The 15,750-nt window shown below is 64.4% G+C and carries 15 protein-coding genes; 5 read left to right on the forward strand and 10 right to left on the reverse strand.

The window, feature by feature from the left end; all coding sequences use genetic code 11:
* Positions 1–10 precede the first annotated feature (10 nt).
* The 4 genes from CYJ07_RS09995 to CYJ07_RS10010 form a co-directional block, all read right to left on the reverse strand.
* Positions 11–1,411: an MATE family efflux transporter gene (locus tag CYJ07_RS09995; RefSeq protein WP_104203550.1), complete on the reverse strand. Its 1,401-nt coding sequence runs from the start codon at positions 1,409–1,411 to the stop codon at positions 11–13.
* 66 nt (positions 1,412–1,477) lie between these two features.
* The gene (gene mmsB / locus CYJ07_RS10000) at positions 1,478–2,380 is read right to left on the reverse strand and encodes a 3-hydroxyisobutyrate dehydrogenase (RefSeq protein WP_104203551.1); all 903 of its coding nucleotides are present in this window, start codon (positions 2,378–2,380) and stop codon (positions 1,478–1,480) included.
* A gap of 49 nt (positions 2,381–2,429) precedes the next feature.
* Entirely contained in the window at positions 2,430–3,584 is a 1,155-nt protein-coding gene (locus CYJ07_RS10005) for an enoyl-CoA hydratase/isomerase family protein (RefSeq protein WP_104203552.1), read from the reverse strand.
* 19 nt (positions 3,585–3,603) lie between these two features.
* Positions 3,604–4,770: an acyl-CoA dehydrogenase family protein gene (locus tag CYJ07_RS10010; protein ID WP_104203553.1), complete on the reverse strand. Its 1,167-nt coding sequence runs from the start codon at positions 4,768–4,770 to the stop codon at positions 3,604–3,606.
* Between the two features lie 237 nt (positions 4,771–5,007).
* On the opposite strand from CYJ07_RS10010, the gene CYJ07_RS10015 reads away from it, so the two are divergent.
* Together CYJ07_RS10015 and CYJ07_RS10020 are read left to right on the forward strand one after the other, a co-directional pair.
* Positions 5,008–5,451 (forward strand): MerR family transcriptional regulator, encoded by a 444-nt coding sequence (locus tag CYJ07_RS10015; RefSeq protein ID WP_104203554.1) that lies wholly within the window; start codon positions 5,008–5,010, stop codon positions 5,449–5,451.
* A gap of 102 nt (positions 5,452–5,553) precedes the next feature.
* Complete coding sequence (locus CYJ07_RS10020) at positions 5,554–7,257, forward strand: AMP-binding protein (protein ID WP_104203555.1); 1,704 nt, start codon at positions 5,554–5,556, stop codon at positions 7,255–7,257.
* A gap of 128 nt (positions 7,258–7,385) precedes the next feature.
* On the opposite strand, the gene CYJ07_RS10025 is transcribed toward CYJ07_RS10020, so the two are convergent.
* From CYJ07_RS10025 to CYJ07_RS10040, 4 genes are all read right to left on the reverse strand, one after another.
* Positions 7,386–7,964 carry a hypoxanthine-guanine phosphoribosyltransferase gene (locus CYJ07_RS10025; protein ID WP_104203556.1) on the reverse strand — a complete coding sequence of 193 codons (579 nt, stop codon included), beginning with the start codon at positions 7,962–7,964 and terminating at the stop codon, positions 7,386–7,388.
* Between the two features lie 56 nt (positions 7,965–8,020).
* Positions 8,021–9,034: a beta-N-acetylhexosaminidase gene (nagZ, locus tag CYJ07_RS10030; RefSeq protein WP_104203557.1), complete on the reverse strand. Its 1,014-nt coding sequence runs from the start codon at positions 9,032–9,034 to the stop codon at positions 8,021–8,023.
* Positions 9,035–9,142: 108 nt separating this feature from the next.
* On the reverse strand, positions 9,143–9,661 hold the full coding sequence (locus tag CYJ07_RS10035; protein WP_104203558.1) for a L,D-transpeptidase: 519 nt from the start codon (positions 9,659–9,661) through the stop codon (positions 9,143–9,145).
* 1 nt (position 9,662) lies between these two features.
* The gene (locus CYJ07_RS10040) at positions 9,663–10,328 is read right to left on the reverse strand and encodes a TetR/AcrR family transcriptional regulator (protein WP_104203559.1); all 666 of its coding nucleotides are present in this window, start codon (positions 10,326–10,328) and stop codon (positions 9,663–9,665) included.
* Between the two features lie 196 nt (positions 10,329–10,524).
* Between CYJ07_RS10040 and lexA the strand changes: the two genes are divergently transcribed.
* On the forward strand, positions 10,525–11,172 hold the full coding sequence (lexA, locus tag CYJ07_RS10045; protein WP_104203560.1) for a transcriptional repressor LexA: 648 nt from the start codon (positions 10,525–10,527) through the stop codon (positions 11,170–11,172).
* Between the two features lie 136 nt (positions 11,173–11,308).
* A complete protein-coding gene (dinB, locus tag CYJ07_RS10050) occupies positions 11,309–12,364 on the forward strand; it encodes a DNA polymerase IV (RefSeq protein ID WP_104203561.1) in 1,056 nt (351 codons plus the stop codon).
* A gap of 5 nt (positions 12,365–12,369) precedes the next feature.
* On the opposite strand, the gene CYJ07_RS10055 is transcribed toward dinB, so the two are convergent.
* Together CYJ07_RS10055 and purU are read right to left on the reverse strand one after the other, a co-directional pair.
* Entirely contained in the window at positions 12,370–13,041 is a 672-nt protein-coding gene (locus CYJ07_RS10055) for an energy-coupling factor ABC transporter permease (RefSeq protein WP_104203562.1), read from the reverse strand.
* Between the two features lie 26 nt (positions 13,042–13,067).
* Positions 13,068–13,922 carry a formyltetrahydrofolate deformylase gene (gene purU / locus CYJ07_RS10060; protein WP_104203634.1) on the reverse strand — a complete coding sequence of 285 codons (855 nt, stop codon included), beginning with the start codon at positions 13,920–13,922 and terminating at the stop codon, positions 13,068–13,070.
* Positions 13,923–14,165: 243 nt separating this feature from the next.
* Here purU and CYJ07_RS10065 point away from each other — a divergent pair, with 243 nt between their 5' ends.
* Positions 14,166–15,749, forward strand: coding sequence for a ribonuclease J (locus CYJ07_RS10065; protein ID WP_104203635.1), 1,584 nt, complete (start codon positions 14,166–14,168; stop codon positions 15,747–15,749).
* Position 15,750 lies beyond the last annotated feature (1 nt).

A 15,750-nucleotide genomic window follows, 5' to 3' on the forward strand; every position in this document is an offset into this window, starting at 1 on the left:
CGCCCCATCCTCATATCGGCGTCGGCTCGCCTTGCGCGTGTCGCCTCGCCTCCAGGCGCCGACGCAAGGTGTGCCAGGCCACCAACCCGACCGCCAAGTTGGCCAGGAACAGGCCGATGAAGATACCTTCGGCGCCACCGAGGCGTCCTCCCAGCCAAGCCAGCGGTACGCTGAGTGCAAACAGCCGGATCATGGACAAACGCATGGCTCGGGCGGGTTCGTGCAGTGCATTGAGCGACGACACGCCGAGAATCACCACTCCCTGGGCTCCCAGGCCGAGCGGTACCCACCACAGGAAAGCGCGCAGCACGTCGCTCATGGCGTCGCCCTCCGCATAGCCGGCCACCAACCAGGGAGCGAGCCCTTGCAACAGCAGCCAGATCGCGAGCTGCCATCCCAGGACGAAGAGGAAACAGCCGAAGATCGCCCGTCGCACCCGCTCATGCTGACCCGCGCCAATGTTCTGGCTGACCAGCGGCGGCAGCGTCATCGACAGCGCCAGCACGCCGATCTGAGCGATGGCCTCGATACGCGTGCCGACACCGTAGCCGGCCACCGCCTGGTGTCCATGGCCGGCGACGATGCGCGTCACCATTGCCAGCGCCAGCGGCGTGAAAACGCTGGTGATCGCTGCTGGAACTGCGATGCGTGCCAGCTCGCACCAGGAAGCGAGCAGGCCGACCAGCGTCAGTCCGCGGACATCGAGGCAGTCGCGCAGCTCACGCTGCCAGAACAGCGCCGCGCCCATCGCGCTCCAGCTCAGCACGGTGGCGAGCGCCGCACCGCGCACGCCGAGCGCGGGGAAAGGGCCGGTGCCGAAGATCAGCAGCCAGTCGAGGAGACCGTTGAGCAGGGCCGCAAGGGCCATCATCAGACCGGGGATGAGGGTGTTGCCCTGGGCCCGCAGCACGCTGTTGAGCACGCGCGGCACGATCACCGAGGACGCTCCCAGATACCAGATGCCCATGTAGTCGCGTATGTGCGGCAGCAACGCCGCGTCGGCCCCCAGCAACCGGAACAGCGGGTCGAGTGTCGCCAGACCCAGAGCGCTCAGCAACAGCCCCACGACCAATCCAAACAGCGCAGCGTCGGTGGCGCGCCGCCGCACGATCACCTCTTCGCCCTGCCCCAGCCGCTTCGCCACCACCGCCGAGGTGCCGATTCCCAGACCGATAGCCAGGCTGATCACCGCGAAGACCACCGGAAAAGTGAACGACACCGCGGCCAGCGGCTCGGCCCCCAGCTGGGCAATGAACCAGGTGTCGACCAGATTGAAGCTCATCATGGCGACCATGCCGCCAACCACCGGCAGGCTCTTGCGCAGCAGGGTCAGGGCGATGGGCCCTTCGAGCAGCTCGCGACGGGCGGGGCGCCGCGAACCGCCGTCCGCAGAGGAAGAGGATGTGGGCATGAGACCTCGGAACGGGAAACGGGCACCCGATTGTGCCCGCTTCCCGTCAACCTTCCAAAATCGGGTTCAGCTCTCCTCGCCCGCGCGATACAGCTGCTGAATGCTGGAGAAGTCCAGGCCGCCGCTGCCCTGAGCCGAGTGCAGGGCGAAGAGATTGCGCGCCTGCGAGCCCATCGGCACCGTGGCCTTGCAGCCCAACGCAAGCTCCCAGGCGAGCCCTAGATCCTTGGCCATCAGATCGGTAAGGAACCCTCCCTGGTAGTCGCGCGAGGCGGCGGAACCTTCCATCACTCCCGGCCAGGGGTTGTAGACGTTGAGCGCCCAGTTGCCGCCGCTGCTCTGCTTCATGATCTCGGAGAGCACCGCGGGGTCGAGGCCGTTCTTGACGCCTAGCGCCAGCGCCTCGGCAGTGCCGCTCATCAGGATGCCCAGCAGCATGTTGTTGCAGATCTTGGCGACCTGGCCGGCGCCGATGCCGCCGGCATGGAAGATATTCTTGCCCATGGCCTCGAGCACCGGCCGGGCCTGCTCGTAGCCGGCCTCGCTGCCGCCGACGATAAAGGTCAGGGTGCCGGCCTGGGCGCCGCCGACGCCCCCGGAGACCGGGGCGTCGAGGTAAGTCAGGCCGCGCGCCTCGGCCGCGGTTCCCACGGCGCGCGCATCCTCCGGCGAGATGGTCGAGGCATCGACGATAAGCGGGTTGCCCTCGAGTGCCTCGAACAGGCCCGGCGAGTCCTCACGGCCGAGGTAGAGTCGGCGCACATGCTGCCCCGCCGGCAGCATGGAAATGACGATCTCCGCCCCGCTGGCGGCACTCTGCGCGCTGGCGCAGGCAAGCGCTCCGGTCTCCTCCAGGCGCTTCATGGCGGAATCGACCAGATCGAAAACACTGACCTCGTGGCCGGCCTTGACCAGGTTGACGGCCATTGGGGCACCCATGTTGCCCAGGCCGATGAAGGCGATTTTCATGCAAGCTGCTCCTGATTGTCGTTATCGAAATCGGCTATTGCGATCGTGGTCAACGCACCCGCTGACCGACACCGAGGTCACGCAGCGGATGCGCTTCGTCATTCCACAGCGGAGTCATCAGGGCCTGAAGATCCGCCTCGTCCACGCTGTCGACATCGGCATGCTGCCAGCGCGGAGCCTTGTCCTTGTCGATCAACAGCGCCCGAACGCCCTCGGCGATGTCGCCGCGACGGCAGCACTGCACCGAGAGATTGAGCTCGTCGCGGAAGGCATCGGCCAGGCTGGTGTGGCGGTGCCGTTCGAGCATGCGCCACACCAGGTGAGCGCTCAGCGGGCTACCGGCCTCGAGGCGAGCGCGGTTGGCGGCAAGCCAGGCATCGTCGTGCTCGTCGGCCAGGATGCGCTTGACGGCGGTGGAGGCATCGACTCGTGCCACCAATGCCTGAAGGTGATCGAGATGCGGCCAGACTTGGGGCTCGGGCGCCTGATCGCGCTGCTCCATCTCGTCGATGGCCCGCTGCATGCAAGCCTGCAGCTCCTGCGCGCTGCGCGCGCCATAGTCGGCCGCGGCCAGTGCGTCGAGCAGGGCATCGCGTCGCTCGCGAGGCACGAAATGATCGGCCATGCCCAGGTCGAGCGCATCGCGGGCGTTGAGCTGGGCGCCGGTAAGGCCCAGGTAGGTGCCGACACCGGGAGGCATGCGATTGAGGAACCAACTGGCGCCGATATCCGGATACAAACCGATGGTGATCTCCGGCATCGCGATCCGACTGGTCTCGGTGACGACACGCCGGGAAGCGCCAGACATCAGGCCCAGGCCGCCGCCCATGACGATACCGTCCCCCCATACCAGAATCGGCTTGGGATAGGTATGGATGCGGTAATCGAGCCGGTATTCCGTGGTGAAGTAGGTCTCGGCAAAAAGACTGTCGCGTCCATAACCGCGATTGTCGCCCTCCTCGGTCATGGAGCGATAGAGCGCCACGACGTCGCCACCGGCGCAGAACGCCTTTCCGCCCGAGCCTTCCAGCCACACCGCGACGATGCTGCGATCCGCCGCCCAGGCCTCGAGCTTGGCGTCCAGTTGCCTGGCCATGTCCAGCGTCAGCGCATTGAGCGACTTTGGCGAGTTGAGGGTCGCGATGCCGATGAACCCTCCATCGCGGGTCGGTCGTTCATCGAAGATGACCGCAAGATCCGTCATGCCTTTGTTCTCCTGATGCTTATTGCAGCGCTTCGACCACACCGTCCGCCAGCAGGCGGCGGGCCACGATCACACGCATGATCTCGTTGGTGCCCTCGAGAATCTGATGTACGCGGGTATCGCGCACCATGCGCTCCAGTGGGAATTCACTCAGGTAACCATACCCCCCGTGCAGTTGCAGCGCCTCGTTGCACACGTTGAAGCCCATGTCGGTGGCGAAACGCTTGGCCATGGCGCAATAGGCGGTGGCCTCGGGATCCCCCTGGTCGAGCCGCCAGGCGGCATGACGCACCATCAACCTGGCCGCGCTAAGCTCGGTGGCCATATCGGCGAGCTTGAACTGCAGCGCCTGGAAATGGGACAGCTCGCGACCGAACTGCTTGCGTTCGCCCATGTAGTTGCGCGCCAGGGTCAAGGCGTGCTGGGCGGCACCCAGCGAGCAACTGGCGATATTGAGTCGTCCGCCGTCGAGTCCCTTCATGGCCAGCTTGAAGCCTTCGCCCTCCTCGCCCAGGCGATTGCCGACGGGAACACGCACCCCATCGAAGCTGATCAGCCGCGTGGGCTGGCTCTTCCAGCCCATCTTTCCCTCGTTCTTGCCGTACTCGATGCCCTCGGCATCAGCCGGCACCAGGATGGCCGACACGCCACCCGCGCCGCTGTCGGGCGTACCGGTGCGCGCCATCACCACCAGCACGTCGTTGGCGCCGGCCCCGGAAATGAACATCTTCGAGCCGCTGATCACGTACTCGTCGCCCTCGCGCACGGCCTTGGTCCGCAAGCTGGCCGCATCCGAGCCGGAACCGGGCTCCGTCAGACAGTAGCAGCCGAGGCACTCACCACTGATCAGGCGGTCCACCCACGAGGCGCGCAACGACTCGTTGCCCCAGCTCGCCACCATCCAGGCCACCATGTTGTGGATGGTAAGATAGGCGGTGGTGGAAATGCAGCCTTGGGAGAGCTGCTCGAAGATCAGCGAGGCATCCAGCCGCGACAGCCCCAAGCCACCGCGCTCCTCGGGAATGTAGATGCCCAGGAACCCCGCTTCGCCGGCACGCCGAATGACCTCGACCGGAAAATGGGAGGTGGCATCCCATTCGGCGGCGTGGTCGGCCAGTTCGGCCCGTGAGAAATCGGCGGCTGCCTGGACGAGCGCCTTCTGGTCATCGGTAAGAGAGAAGTCCATCGGGGTATCCTCAATGTGTGTGTCTGTCAGGCCGCGAATCGAAGCGCGATTCGACCTCTTTCGGTCAGCTGGTGGACAAGAGCGGTTTCTGACGTCAGCCAACCTAGCACTTGCTAGGTTTTACCGCACACATCCCTTGGTCGACAACCACTTTACGTTAACGTCAACGTCGTCTAGTGTTGCGAATACGTGGCGGGACACCGCACGACGGCCCGCCCTACTCATAGGAAGGTAGCAATGAGCACACCCAAACCGGAAGCCACCCTCGCGGTCAACGGCAGCCTCCCTCGGCATCGCCGCACCTATTCCATCGGCGAACTGGCCCGGATGTTCGAGGTGACGCCACGCACCATCCGCTTCTATGAACAGGAAGGACTACTGGCCCCTGAGCGCCGCGGACAGACCCGCATCTATCACGAGAAGGATCGCGTACGCCTCAAGCTGACCCTGCGCGGCAAGCGGCTGGGCTTCTCCCTGGCCGAGATCCGCGAGGTCATCGAGATGTACGACGCCATGCCCGACGGCAACGCACGTCAGCTCAGGCGACTACTGGAAATCCTCGCCGACAAGCGCAACAACATGGAACGTCAGCTCGAGGATATACGCCTGATGCAGCGCGAGCTCGACGACGTGGAAATGCGGGCGCGCGAAGTGCTCGAGCGGCTTGCCGTCACCGATTGATGACACGGCCCCCTCTCGCCATACGCAACGGCCGGCAGCCCGACCGCTCGCATACGGCGATCGGCTTTCGTAGCAAACTGCCACAACAAGACGGGTAACACGATGACACGCCAAGAATCACATAAACGCGTCCCGAACAGTTATGTCAGCGGCATCAGCGACACCCCGCTGAAAGGAGAAACCATCGGGGATTGTTTCGACGACACGGTGGCACGCTTTGCCGACCGCGATGCGTTGCTGAGCCTGCATCAAGGGCTGCGCTACACCTGGAAGGAGCTGCAGCAAGCCGTCGATCAGGCGGCCCGCGCCTTGCTCGCGCTGGGCGTGAAGAAAGGCGATCGAGTGGGCATCTGGTCGCCCAACTGCGCCGAATGGACCATTACCCAGTTCGCCACCGCCAAGATCGGCGCCATCCTGGTCAATATCAATCCCAGCTATCGTACCCATGAGCTGGAATATGCGCTCAAGCAGTCAGGCACCTCGACGCTGATCCTCCAGGGCACGTTCAAGACGTCCGACTACGTCGCCACCCTGGCGGAGCTGGCGCCGGAGCTGCGCGACGGCGCCCCGGCCACCTTCTCCTGCGCCCGCCTGCCGGAGCTCAAGCGCGTGGTATGCCTCGATGCGGACCGCGCCTTGACCGGTATGTTCAGCTGGCAAAGCCTGCTGGCACACGCCGACGAGGTCTCCGCCGAGCACCTGGCCGAGGTCCAGGCCACGCTGCAGTTCGACGAGCCCATCAATATCCAGTACACCTCGGGCACTACCGGCGCACCGAAGGGAGCCACCCTCTCCCACCACAACATTCTCAACAATGGTTTCTTCGTCGCGCGCACCATGGGCTTTTCGGAGCAAGACAGACTGGTGATTCCGGTGCCGCTCTACCACTGCTTCGGCATGGTGATGGGCAACCTGGGCTGCGTGACTCACGGCGCCACCATGATCTATCCGGGCGACGGCTTCGATCCGGAGGCGACGCTCAAGGCGGTCGCCGAGGAGAAGGCCACCGCGCTGTATGGCGTGCCGACCATGTTCATCGCCGAGCTGGAGCACCCCGATTTTGCTCAGTACGACCTCTCCTCCCTGCGCACCGGCGTCATGGCGGGTTCGATCTGCCCCATCGAGGTGATGCGCAAGGTCATCGACAAGATGAACATGGAGGACGTCACCATCTGCTACGGCATGACCGAGACCAGCCCGGTCAGCACCCAGACTCAGACCGACGCCCCGCTGGACAAGCGCGTGACCACGGTGGGCACTATTCATCCCCACCTCGAGGTCAAGTTGGTCAGCCCCGAGACCGGTGCCGTCGTGCCGCGCGGAGAGACCGGCGAGCTGTGCACACGCGGCTACAGCGTCATGCTCGGCTACTGGAACAACGAGGCGGCCACCGCCAAGTCGATCGACGGCGCCGGCTGGATGCATACCGGCGACCTGGCGACCATGGACGAAGACGGCTACGTCGCCATCGTCGGACGCATCAAGGACATGATCATCCGCGGCGGGGAGAACATCTATCCGCGCGAGATCGAGGACTTTCTCTATACTCATCCGGCCATTTCCGACGTGCAGGTGATCGGCGTGCCCGACGAGAAGTACGGTGAAGAGGTGATGGCCTGGGTCAAGCTCGGCGAGGGCCAGACACTGAGCGCCGACGAACTCAAGGAGTTCTGCAAGGGCAAGATCGCCCACTACAAGATCCCGCGCTACGTGAAGTTCGTCGACGAGTTCCCAATGACCGTCACCGGCAAGATCCAGAAGTTCAAGATGCGCGAGGAAGCGACTCACGAGCTGGGTCTGGCCTGAGCCGGAAGCCGCCAAAGCCGGCGGCATCCCACAGCAAATCACCCCCGCAGCTGCGCTGCGGGGGTGTTTTGCTTCCAGTATCCGGCTAGGTCCGCAAGGCAGACGATCTTCACTCCGGCACAGTCGGGTCAGAGCCCCTTGGGTGCGAAGATCCCAGGTGCATTGCGCCAGTAGCCCTTGTAGTCCATGCCGAAGCCAAACACATAACGATCCACCACCTCGAGGCTACAGTAATCGGCCTTGAGCCCAGGCACCGCCTTGCGGTCGTGGCGCTTGTCGACCAGCACAGCGGTTGAGATGCTCGTCGCTCCGGCCTCGTGGCAATAATCGAGGATCGCGCCCAGCGTCGCCCCCTCATCGAGAATATCGTCGACGATGACCACATGCCGGTCAGCCATGGGAATCTCCGGCGAGACGCGCCAGAACAGCTCTCCGCCGCGCAGGCCGCCGCGGTAGCGCGTGGCGTGGAGATAATCGACCTCCAGCGGAAAGCCCAGCCGCGTCAGCAGATGACCGGTGGTGATCAGGCCGCCGTTCATCACGCAATAGAAGACCGGCAGCTTGTCGCCGAGGTCGGCCGTGATCTGTTCGGCCATGCGATCGAGGGCGCGCTCGACCTCCTCGTGGGTGATGAGACAATCGGCGTTCTCCATGACGTCGCGCATGGTAGCCAGGGATTCGTGAAAAGCGGGATCGAGTTTGGGCATGGAACGCTCGTCTCAACCAGGTAAACGTAAGGAGTGTGAAGGGGCGGCCGGCCAGCTCAGAGGCTGGCCATGGCTTCCAGGCGGGCATGCACGCGACGCCAGCGCCCCAGTGCTTCCAGCGCGTCGATATCGGGGCGCGCGCGGCCGTAGCGCAGTCGAGCCGTCAGGCGCGTGGTGCGCCCCGTACAGGCATCGAGCGCCTCCAGCGCAGCCGCTCGATCGTTACAGACCAGCACCATGTCGCAGCCGGCATCAAGGGCCGCACGGGCCCGCTCGCCCGGCGAGCCGGCAAATGCGGCCCCGGCCATGCCAAGATCGTCCGAGAAGATGGTGCCCTTGAAACCCAGCGACTCGCGCAGCAGGCCGAGCCAGCTTGTCGAGAATCCCGCCGGCCGCGCATCGAAAGCAGGATAAGTCACGTGAGCCGGCATCACGCCATCGAGACGCGAGGCCAGCTCGATGAACGGGATCAGGTCATGCCGACGCAGGGCGTCCAGGGGTCGCTCGTCAACCGGCTGCTCCAGATGGGAGTCCGCCGCCACGCCACCATGTCCGGGGAAATGCTTTCCCACCGCCGCCATGCCCGCCTCGTGCAGGCCGCTGATGAAGGCTCCAGCCATGGCGGCGACGGCACCGGGATCCGAAGCGAAGCTGCGATCGCCGATCACGCTGGAGATCCCGCTGTCCACGTCCAGCACCGGCGCGAAGCTGAGGTCCAGCCCGCAGGCGGCCATCTCCATACCCAGCAGCCAGCCCGCGTCGAGACAGAGGCGCAGGGTCACTTCGGGTGACGTGGCAAAATCGCGCCCGATGCGGCCCATGGCAGGCAACCGGGTCACGCCTTCGCGCAGGCGCTGGACCCGGCCACCTTCCTGATCGATGGCAAGCAGCAGCTCGGGGCGTACCCGGCGAATGGTGTCGCACAGCTCGCGTACCTGTCGCGCGCTCTCGATGTTGCGGCCGAACAGGATCACGCCCCCCACCTCGGGACGTTTCAGCAACTGGCGCTCGTCCGCGAGGAGCCGGGGGCCTTCCAGATCCAGCATCACCGGTCCGAGGGTCTGCGTCATGATCGGAGTCCTTGGGGCTTGGAAGGGAGCTGATTCTAGACCAAAGACGTTCTCGACGACAGCCATAGCCTCAATGCATGCGCCCGGCCTATGCCGCACCGAGAACGGCTAGTCGTGAAGCCAGACGGGAGTGCCGGGCGGGGCCAGGACGAAGAGTTCGAGCAGCACCTCGTCGCGCAGGCGAATGCAGCCATGCGAGCGAGGCTGCCCCATCGGCTGATCCGGTGGCGTACCGTGAAAATAGATATAGCGCCGCTGCGAGTCGACGTCACCTCCGCGATTCACGCCACGTTCGAGACCGCATAGCCACAAAATGCGGGTCAGGATCCAGTCGCGTCCCGGTTGAGCGTCGGCCAGCGCCGTGCCGTACACTTCGCCGGTGGGTCGACGACCGCGAAACACGGCACCGATGGGTTGTTCGGCGCCGATCGCCGCCCTGACGTAATGCCAGCCGAGCGGAGTGCCACCGCTCCCCTCGCGCTGTCCCGGACCTGCTAATGCCGTCGAGACCGGCCATTCGTTATGCATGCGACCGTCCTGCCAATGCACCAGGCGCTGTCGGGCGATGTCGACCTCGAACCAGGTTCCATCGGGAGGCGGCAGCTCGGTCAGTCGTGGGGTACGCATCTCAGCTCGCCTTGGCCCGGGGCATGGCGGAAGGAGGCAGCGGGGCGTTCATGGCAGCCACCACAACCGGCCGTAGGCGACGTATCAGGTCGCGCACGGAGACATGTTCCTGATAGTCCTTCTCGGCGATGTCGCGCAGGGCGTCGAGACCCGAGAGAGTGAAGATCACCGTACCGAGGACGAAATGCAGGCGCCAGAAGCGCTCAGCGTCCGGGAGCTCGGGGGTGGCGCGCCGCACCAGTTCGACGAAGCGGGTAAAAACGCTGCCGTATTCGTCCTGAATGTACCGGCGCAGGTGGCCCTGGGCCTGACTATAGGCAAGCCCCAGCAGCTTCATGAAGACCTTCAGACTGTGCTTCTCGGCGGGCACCTCGAGCACGGTCCTGGCCATGGTTTCCAGCAGTTCCTCGAGGGGAATGACGCCACCGTCATGGCGCACCTCGAGTTCGTCGAGAGCATGGTGAAAGCGCACCGTGAAGGGGTCGAGGTAGCGGGCAAAGACCGCCTGGATCAGCGCCTTCTTGGAGCCGAAGTGATAGTTCACTGCGGCGAGATTGACGCGCGCCTTGCTGGTGATGGTACGCAGCGATGTCTCGGCGAAGCCCCGCTCGGCGAACAGGACTTCGGCAGTATCGAGTATGCGCGTGACGGTATCGGTCTGGGCCATGGTCAGTTCCCGCTGGAAACGGATGTTTTAAACATTACGAAAGTCTACGCCATTCGTTATCGTCAAACAAATGAGTGCTCGCGGGCAACGTTTAAAACGCAACTCGGCTGGTGGCCTGCGGGGGGTAGCGGCTTTTTACTGGATAGACTTCCATGCTGTATACTTGCACAATAAGGCACGCCAACCGGAGGACGACATGACACGCCCCCTAACCTCGCGCCAGCAGAACGTTTACGACTTCATCGTCAAGACGATGAACGACTTCGGTTATCCTCCGACCCGTGCGGAAATCGCACGGGCCCTGGGCTTCCGGTCGCCCAACGCGGCCGAGGAACACCTGCGTGCGCTGGAACGCAAGGGCGTGATCCGAGTGATTCGGGGCACTTCGCGCGGCATTCGCCTGCCTGCCCAGGAAAGCGAACCCGGCGGCAGCGAAACCGGTGCCGAAGGCCTGCCGATCATTGGCGAGGTCGCCGCTGGCAGCCCGGTATTGGCCGCCGAGCATATCGACCGCTACTGCCCTCTCCCTCCGGAGTTCTTCACACCACGCGCCGACTATCTGCTCAAGGTCCGCGGTTTGTCGATGAAGGATGCCGGCATTCTCGAAGGCGACCTGCTGGCCGTGCATCGCACCGACCGCGTCCGCGACGGTCAGATCGTCATCGCCCGGCTCGAAGACGATGTCACGGTCAAGCGCTTTCATCGTGATGGTCATCGAGTGATCCTCGAGGCCGAGAACCCCGACTTCGCCCCGATCGAGGTGGACCTGCGCCACCAGCCGCTGGAGATCGAAGGTATCGGAGTGGGAGTCATACGCGGCGGCAACGGCCAAGCTCTGGGGTAAGAGTTGGCTGCGCTCGGCCATGCGGTGCTGAAAATTGGCTTAACGTATTCGTTTGCAACCGCAAACTCCGTTTTTTGCCAATTTTTTGCCTTGTCTGGCCTTTGCTCGCGCAGCTCCGCAAGCTTAGGTACTCGTCATGGCTACGAGCCGTAAGATTCTGCATGCCGATTGCGATTGCTTCTATGCCGCTGTGGAGATGCGCGACAATCCCGCGTTGCGCGAGGTGCCGTTGGCGATTGGCGGCCGGGCCGAGGGACGCGGTGTCATTTCCACCTGCAACTACCCGGCCCGCGCCTATGGCATCCACTCCGCCATGCCCACCGCGCGAGCATTGCGACTGTGCCCCCATCTCACGCTGCTGCCAGGCGATTTCGACCGCTACCGCGAGGCCTCGCGCCAGCTACTGGCGATATTCCAGGAACTCACGCCCATCATCGAGCCGCTGTCGCTGGACGAAGCCTTTCTCGACGTCACCGACGTGACGCGCTTTTCCGGTAGTGCCACCTGGATGGCACGCTGGCTCAAGGAGGAGTGCCTCAGGCGCGTGGGCATCACCGTCTCGGTGGGAGCGGCACCGTCGAAATTCCTGGCCAAGATTGCCAGCGACTGGGAGAAGCCCGACGGACTCACCGTGATCGCTCCGACACAGGTGGACGACTTCCTGCGCGAGCTGCCGGTCACCAAGCTGCACGGCGTAGGGCCCGCGACGGCGAAGCGCCTCGAAGCGCTGGAGATAGCCACCTGTAGCGACCTGCAGCGCATTCCCATCGAACGACTGCTTCAGGAGTTCGGCAAGTTCGGACGCAGGCTGTTCGAGCTCGCACGCGGCATCGACGACCGGCCGGTGCGGGTAGAGCGTGAGCGCAAATCGATCAGCGCGGAAGTCACCTTCGCGAGCGACCTTCAGGACTTGGCCCAATGCCAGGCCGAGCTCGGCCCCTTGTGCGAGCGCCTGGAAGCGCGCTTCGCCCGGCACGGCAAGCCGCCGCTGGCCGGCGCCTTTGTCAAGGTGCGCTTCGACGACTTCACCCTCACGACGCTCGACAGTCGCGGCGCCTCGCCCACGCTCGGCACCTTCGCCTCGCTGCTCGAGCAGGCCTGGGCGCGCCGTGAACGCCCGGTGCGCCTGCTCGGAGTGGGTGTGCGCCTGGTGTCAGAAGATGCAAGACGACAGCTCAGCCTGCCCTTCTGACGCTGTCACTTGGTATCGATGTAACGATGGCTATCGAACGTCGCCACCCAGTCGGGGTGGTAGATCATCAGGCAACTGAGCAGCATGCCGGTGATGAAGGCCTCGGAGGGCATGAGCAAGGGAAGAAACATCAGGTAGTCACGGGCGAGCCTCACCGCCTCCGGATCGGTGGCTCCAAGCAGCACCAGCCCGATTCCCGCCAGCCCGGTCCCCAGCGTGGCCAGGGCCGAGCCGAAGAAGCCGCACAGGAAGAGAAAGATCATCACGTTGTCTGGCAGGTAGCGATCCACCAGCCGCCAGATGAGCACCATGATAACCACCGGAATCACACCGGTAATGACGATGTTGATCCCCAGCAGCGTCCAATCGGCACGCCCGAGCAGCGCCAGCGAGAGGTTGACCAACAGATTGGTCACCAGCGCCAGTGGCGCCTTGAAGAGCAGCGTCAGCAAGGCGGTGAACATCAGGTGCAACGTCAACCAGTCCACCGATTGCGCTCTGAGCTGCCATAGCAGCATGGCCACGACGGTGGCCGCTAGCCAGCGATGCTGCAGTCCTCGGTCCTCTAGCAGTTCGCGCCATGGGCGCTGAAGGAGCGCCAGCGCCAGTACGATCAGCGATATCAGCCCGCCGGCGATCAGTAGCCAGGGCGCCAGAATCGGTTCGGAAAACGACATGGCCAGCGCCATCCATTATTAGTGAGTCAGGCGAATACCACCGTCTTGTTGCCATGGATCAGCACCCGGTCCTCCAGATGCCAGCGCAACCCGCGCGCAAGGACGGCCTTTTCCACGTCGCGACCGAAGCGTACGAGATCCTGTGGAGTGTGGCAGTGGCTGACGCGGTGTATGTCCTGTTCGATGATCGGGCCGGCATCGAGTTCCTCGGTCACGTAGTGGCAGGTCGCGCCGATCAGCTTCACTCCGCGCGAATGCGCCTGATGGTAGGGGCGCGCTCCGGCGAACGACGGCAGGAAGCTATGATGAATGTTGATTACTCGCCCCGCGTAGCGTTGGCACAGACGCGGCGGGAGTATCTGCATGTAGCGAGCCAGCACCACGCAATCGGCCTGCAGTTCCTCGACGTGACGCTCGACTTCATCGAAGGCAGTTCTCTTGTCTCCGACCGGCACCGGCACATGGCGATACGGCAGCCCATGCCACTCGACCAAGCCGCGCATGTCGTCATGGTTGGACACCACGCCCACGATATCGCCGTCGAGTTCGCCGGCCGTCCAGCGGTAGAGCAAGTCCACTAGGCAGTGTGACTCGCGCGAGACCATGACCACCACGCGAGGCCGCCGTCGAGTGTCGCGCAAGGCCCAATCCATGTCGAATTCGCGGGCAACCGGTGCGAATGCTTCGCGTAGCTCGGCGGCGGACATGCCGACCGAATCGGCGAGAATTTCGTAGCGCATGAAGAAGCGCCCCGCTTCCAGGTCGGAGTGCTGACTGGCTTCGGTGATCGAACCGCCGTGTCCGGCAATGAAACCGGAGACGCGCGCCACGATTCCGCGACGATCGGGACAGGAAACGACGAGTCGGTAGTAATGGGACATGGTGGCGATACGCTGCTGACCGGAAATGGCGAAGCGCGCATTGTAGCGAACTCGCACCGCACGGGACACGTCCAAGGTGTAGTCGCCGCGGCAGTGCATTTGTGGAGGGTCGCGGCGATCCCGTATAGTGAAATCACACTCTTCGGAACCGTTCTGCCGATGCCTTCGACCCGCGCTACCATCCGTCCTCGTCGCCGCATACCGCTGCATTTTCTGCCGCTGGGAGGCTGCGGCGAAATCGGTATGAATCTGGGGCTTTACGGCCACGAGGGTGAATGGATTGCCGTGGATTGCGGCATGATGATTCGCCAGGACCTGCCGGACAGCCCACTGCAGGTGCCCAGCCTCGAGACGCCCGAAGCCCTTGGCATCCGACCCTCGGCCCTGTTCATCACCCATGGCCACGAGGATCATATCGGCGCTGCGGCCTGGCTCTGGCCCAGGTGGCAGTGCCCGATCCACGCCACGCCATTGGCCGCCGGTCTGCTGCGCGCCAAGTTCCATGAGCGAGGCCTGGCGATCGACGCCATTCAGGTGATCGAACCGGGCGAGGCGGTTGAGAGCGGCGCCTTCACCTTGCGTTACCTGCCGGTGACCCACTCGATTCCCGAGAGTTGTGCCCTGCTGATTGCCGTTGGCGACTATCGCGTGCTGCATACCGGTGACTGGAAGCTGGATCCGCAACCGCTGATCGGCGCACCCATCAAGGGCTCGCTGTTTCGCGCCCTGGCGCCGGTGGACTTGGTGGTGGGAGATTCGACCAACGCTCCACTGCCCGGTCATTCACGCAGTGAAGGCGAAGTGGCGGAGGCACTGCGCCATCGCCTCGCGCAGTGCTCGGGCCGTGTGGTGGTGACCTGCTTTGCCAGCAATCTGGCCAGGGTGCTGGCGGTAGCCCAGGCAGCGGAACGATGCGGAAGGCGTGTCAGCCTGATGGGGCGGGCCATGGAGCGCATGGTGACCGTCGCGCGCGGGCTTGGTTATCTCGACGACATGCCACCCCTGGTACCGGTGAGCGATCTCGGCTACTTGCCCCCCGAAGAGATACTGGTGATCGCTACGGGCAGCCAGGGCGAACCGCGCGCCGCCCTGAGCCGGTTGGCGGCGGGCCGTCACCATAGCTTCGAGCTGGAACAGGGCGACACGGTGATCTTCTCGGCCAAGGCCATTCCCGGCAACGAGCCGCACATCGAGCGACTCAAGCATGCCCTGCGACGGCTCGGCGTGACGCTCTGGGACGAGTTCAATCATCCGGAGCTGCACGCATCGGGCCACCCGGCCCAAGACGAGCTGCGCACCTTCTATGGCTGGGTCAAGCCACGGAATCTACTGCCTGTCCATGGTGAGCGCCAGCATCAACGAGCGCATCAGCAGCTCGCTGAGGCGATGGGTATCCTGGCCCCGCTGGCGCCGGTCAACGGCGATCTCGTACGCCTGGATGCCGAGGGACTCAGCCTGGAAACGCGACATCCCCAGCGCCCCTGCATCGTCAGCCAGAACGCCGTCACTCCTCTGCCAGGCCTGGCGGCCGAGCGCGGCTCGTCGCGGCATGGCATTCTTCACCTCGCCCTGCCCGTGGCCTCGACCGGCAATGGCTGGGTTCGCATCGGACGCCTCATGCTGGATGCGCATCGCGTCAGCGCCCTGGACGAAGATGCCTTCGCCGACTGGTTGGACGAACGGTTGGAGGAACTCGACGCCACGACGCTGGCCGAACTGCGCACGGCACTGCAGCCGCTGGTGACTTCATGGCTGGGGCAGCACCTGCGTCAATTGCCCGACGTGCATCTTCAGCTTCTCGCCGTGGAGGCGCCGGCCTTTCGCTGAT

Origin of the sequence: Billgrantia saliphila (genome assembly GCF_002930105.1) — a bacterium.
In the GTDB taxonomy this organism is placed as follows: domain Bacteria; phylum Pseudomonadota; class Gammaproteobacteria; order Pseudomonadales; family Halomonadaceae; genus Halomonas; species Halomonas saliphila.

What these genes read in the sequence shown, in the direction of transcription:
- CYJ07_RS09995 (WP_104203550.1), bottom strand. Translation starts at nt 1,411, where the DNA reads ATGCCCACATCCTCTTCCTCTGCGGACGGCGGTTCGCGGCGCCCCGCC.
- mmsB (WP_104203551.1), bottom strand. Translation starts at nt 2,380, where the DNA reads ATGAAAATCGCCTTCATCGGCCTGGGCAACATGGGTGCCCCAATGGCC.
- CYJ07_RS10005 (WP_104203552.1), bottom strand. Translation starts at nt 3,584, where the DNA reads ATGACGGATCTTGCGGTCATCTTCGATGAACGACCGACCCGCGATGGA.
- CYJ07_RS10010 (WP_104203553.1), bottom strand. Translation starts at nt 4,770, where the DNA reads ATGGACTTCTCTCTTACCGATGACCAGAAGGCGCTCGTCCAGGCAGCC.
- CYJ07_RS10015 (WP_104203554.1), top strand. Translation starts at nt 5,008, where the DNA reads ATGAGCACACCCAAACCGGAAGCCACCCTCGCGGTCAACGGCAGCCTC.
- CYJ07_RS10020 (WP_104203555.1), top strand. Translation starts at nt 5,554, where the DNA reads ATGACACGCCAAGAATCACATAAACGCGTCCCGAACAGTTATGTCAGC.
- CYJ07_RS10025 (WP_104203556.1), bottom strand. Translation starts at nt 7,964, where the DNA reads ATGCCCAAACTCGATCCCGCTTTTCACGAATCCCTGGCTACCATGCGC.
- nagZ (WP_104203557.1), bottom strand. Translation starts at nt 9,034, where the DNA reads ATGACGCAGACCCTCGGACCGGTGATGCTGGATCTGGAAGGCCCCCGG.
- CYJ07_RS10035 (WP_104203558.1), bottom strand. Translation starts at nt 9,661, where the DNA reads ATGCGTACCCCACGACTGACCGAGCTGCCGCCTCCCGATGGAACCTGG.
- CYJ07_RS10040 (WP_104203559.1), bottom strand. Translation starts at nt 10,328, where the DNA reads ATGGCCCAGACCGATACCGTCACGCGCATACTCGATACTGCCGAAGTC.
- lexA (WP_104203560.1), top strand. Translation starts at nt 10,525, where the DNA reads ATGACACGCCCCCTAACCTCGCGCCAGCAGAACGTTTACGACTTCATC.
- dinB (WP_104203561.1), top strand. Translation starts at nt 11,309, where the DNA reads ATGGCTACGAGCCGTAAGATTCTGCATGCCGATTGCGATTGCTTCTAT.
- CYJ07_RS10055 (WP_104203562.1), bottom strand. Translation starts at nt 13,041, where the DNA reads ATGTCGTTTTCCGAACCGATTCTGGCGCCCTGGCTACTGATCGCCGGC.
- purU (WP_104203634.1), bottom strand. Translation starts at nt 13,922, where the DNA reads ATGTCCCATTACTACCGACTCGTCGTTTCCTGTCCCGATCGTCGCGGA.
- CYJ07_RS10065 (WP_104203635.1), top strand. Translation starts at nt 14,166, where the DNA reads ATGAATCTGGGGCTTTACGGCCACGAGGGTGAATGGATTGCCGTGGAT.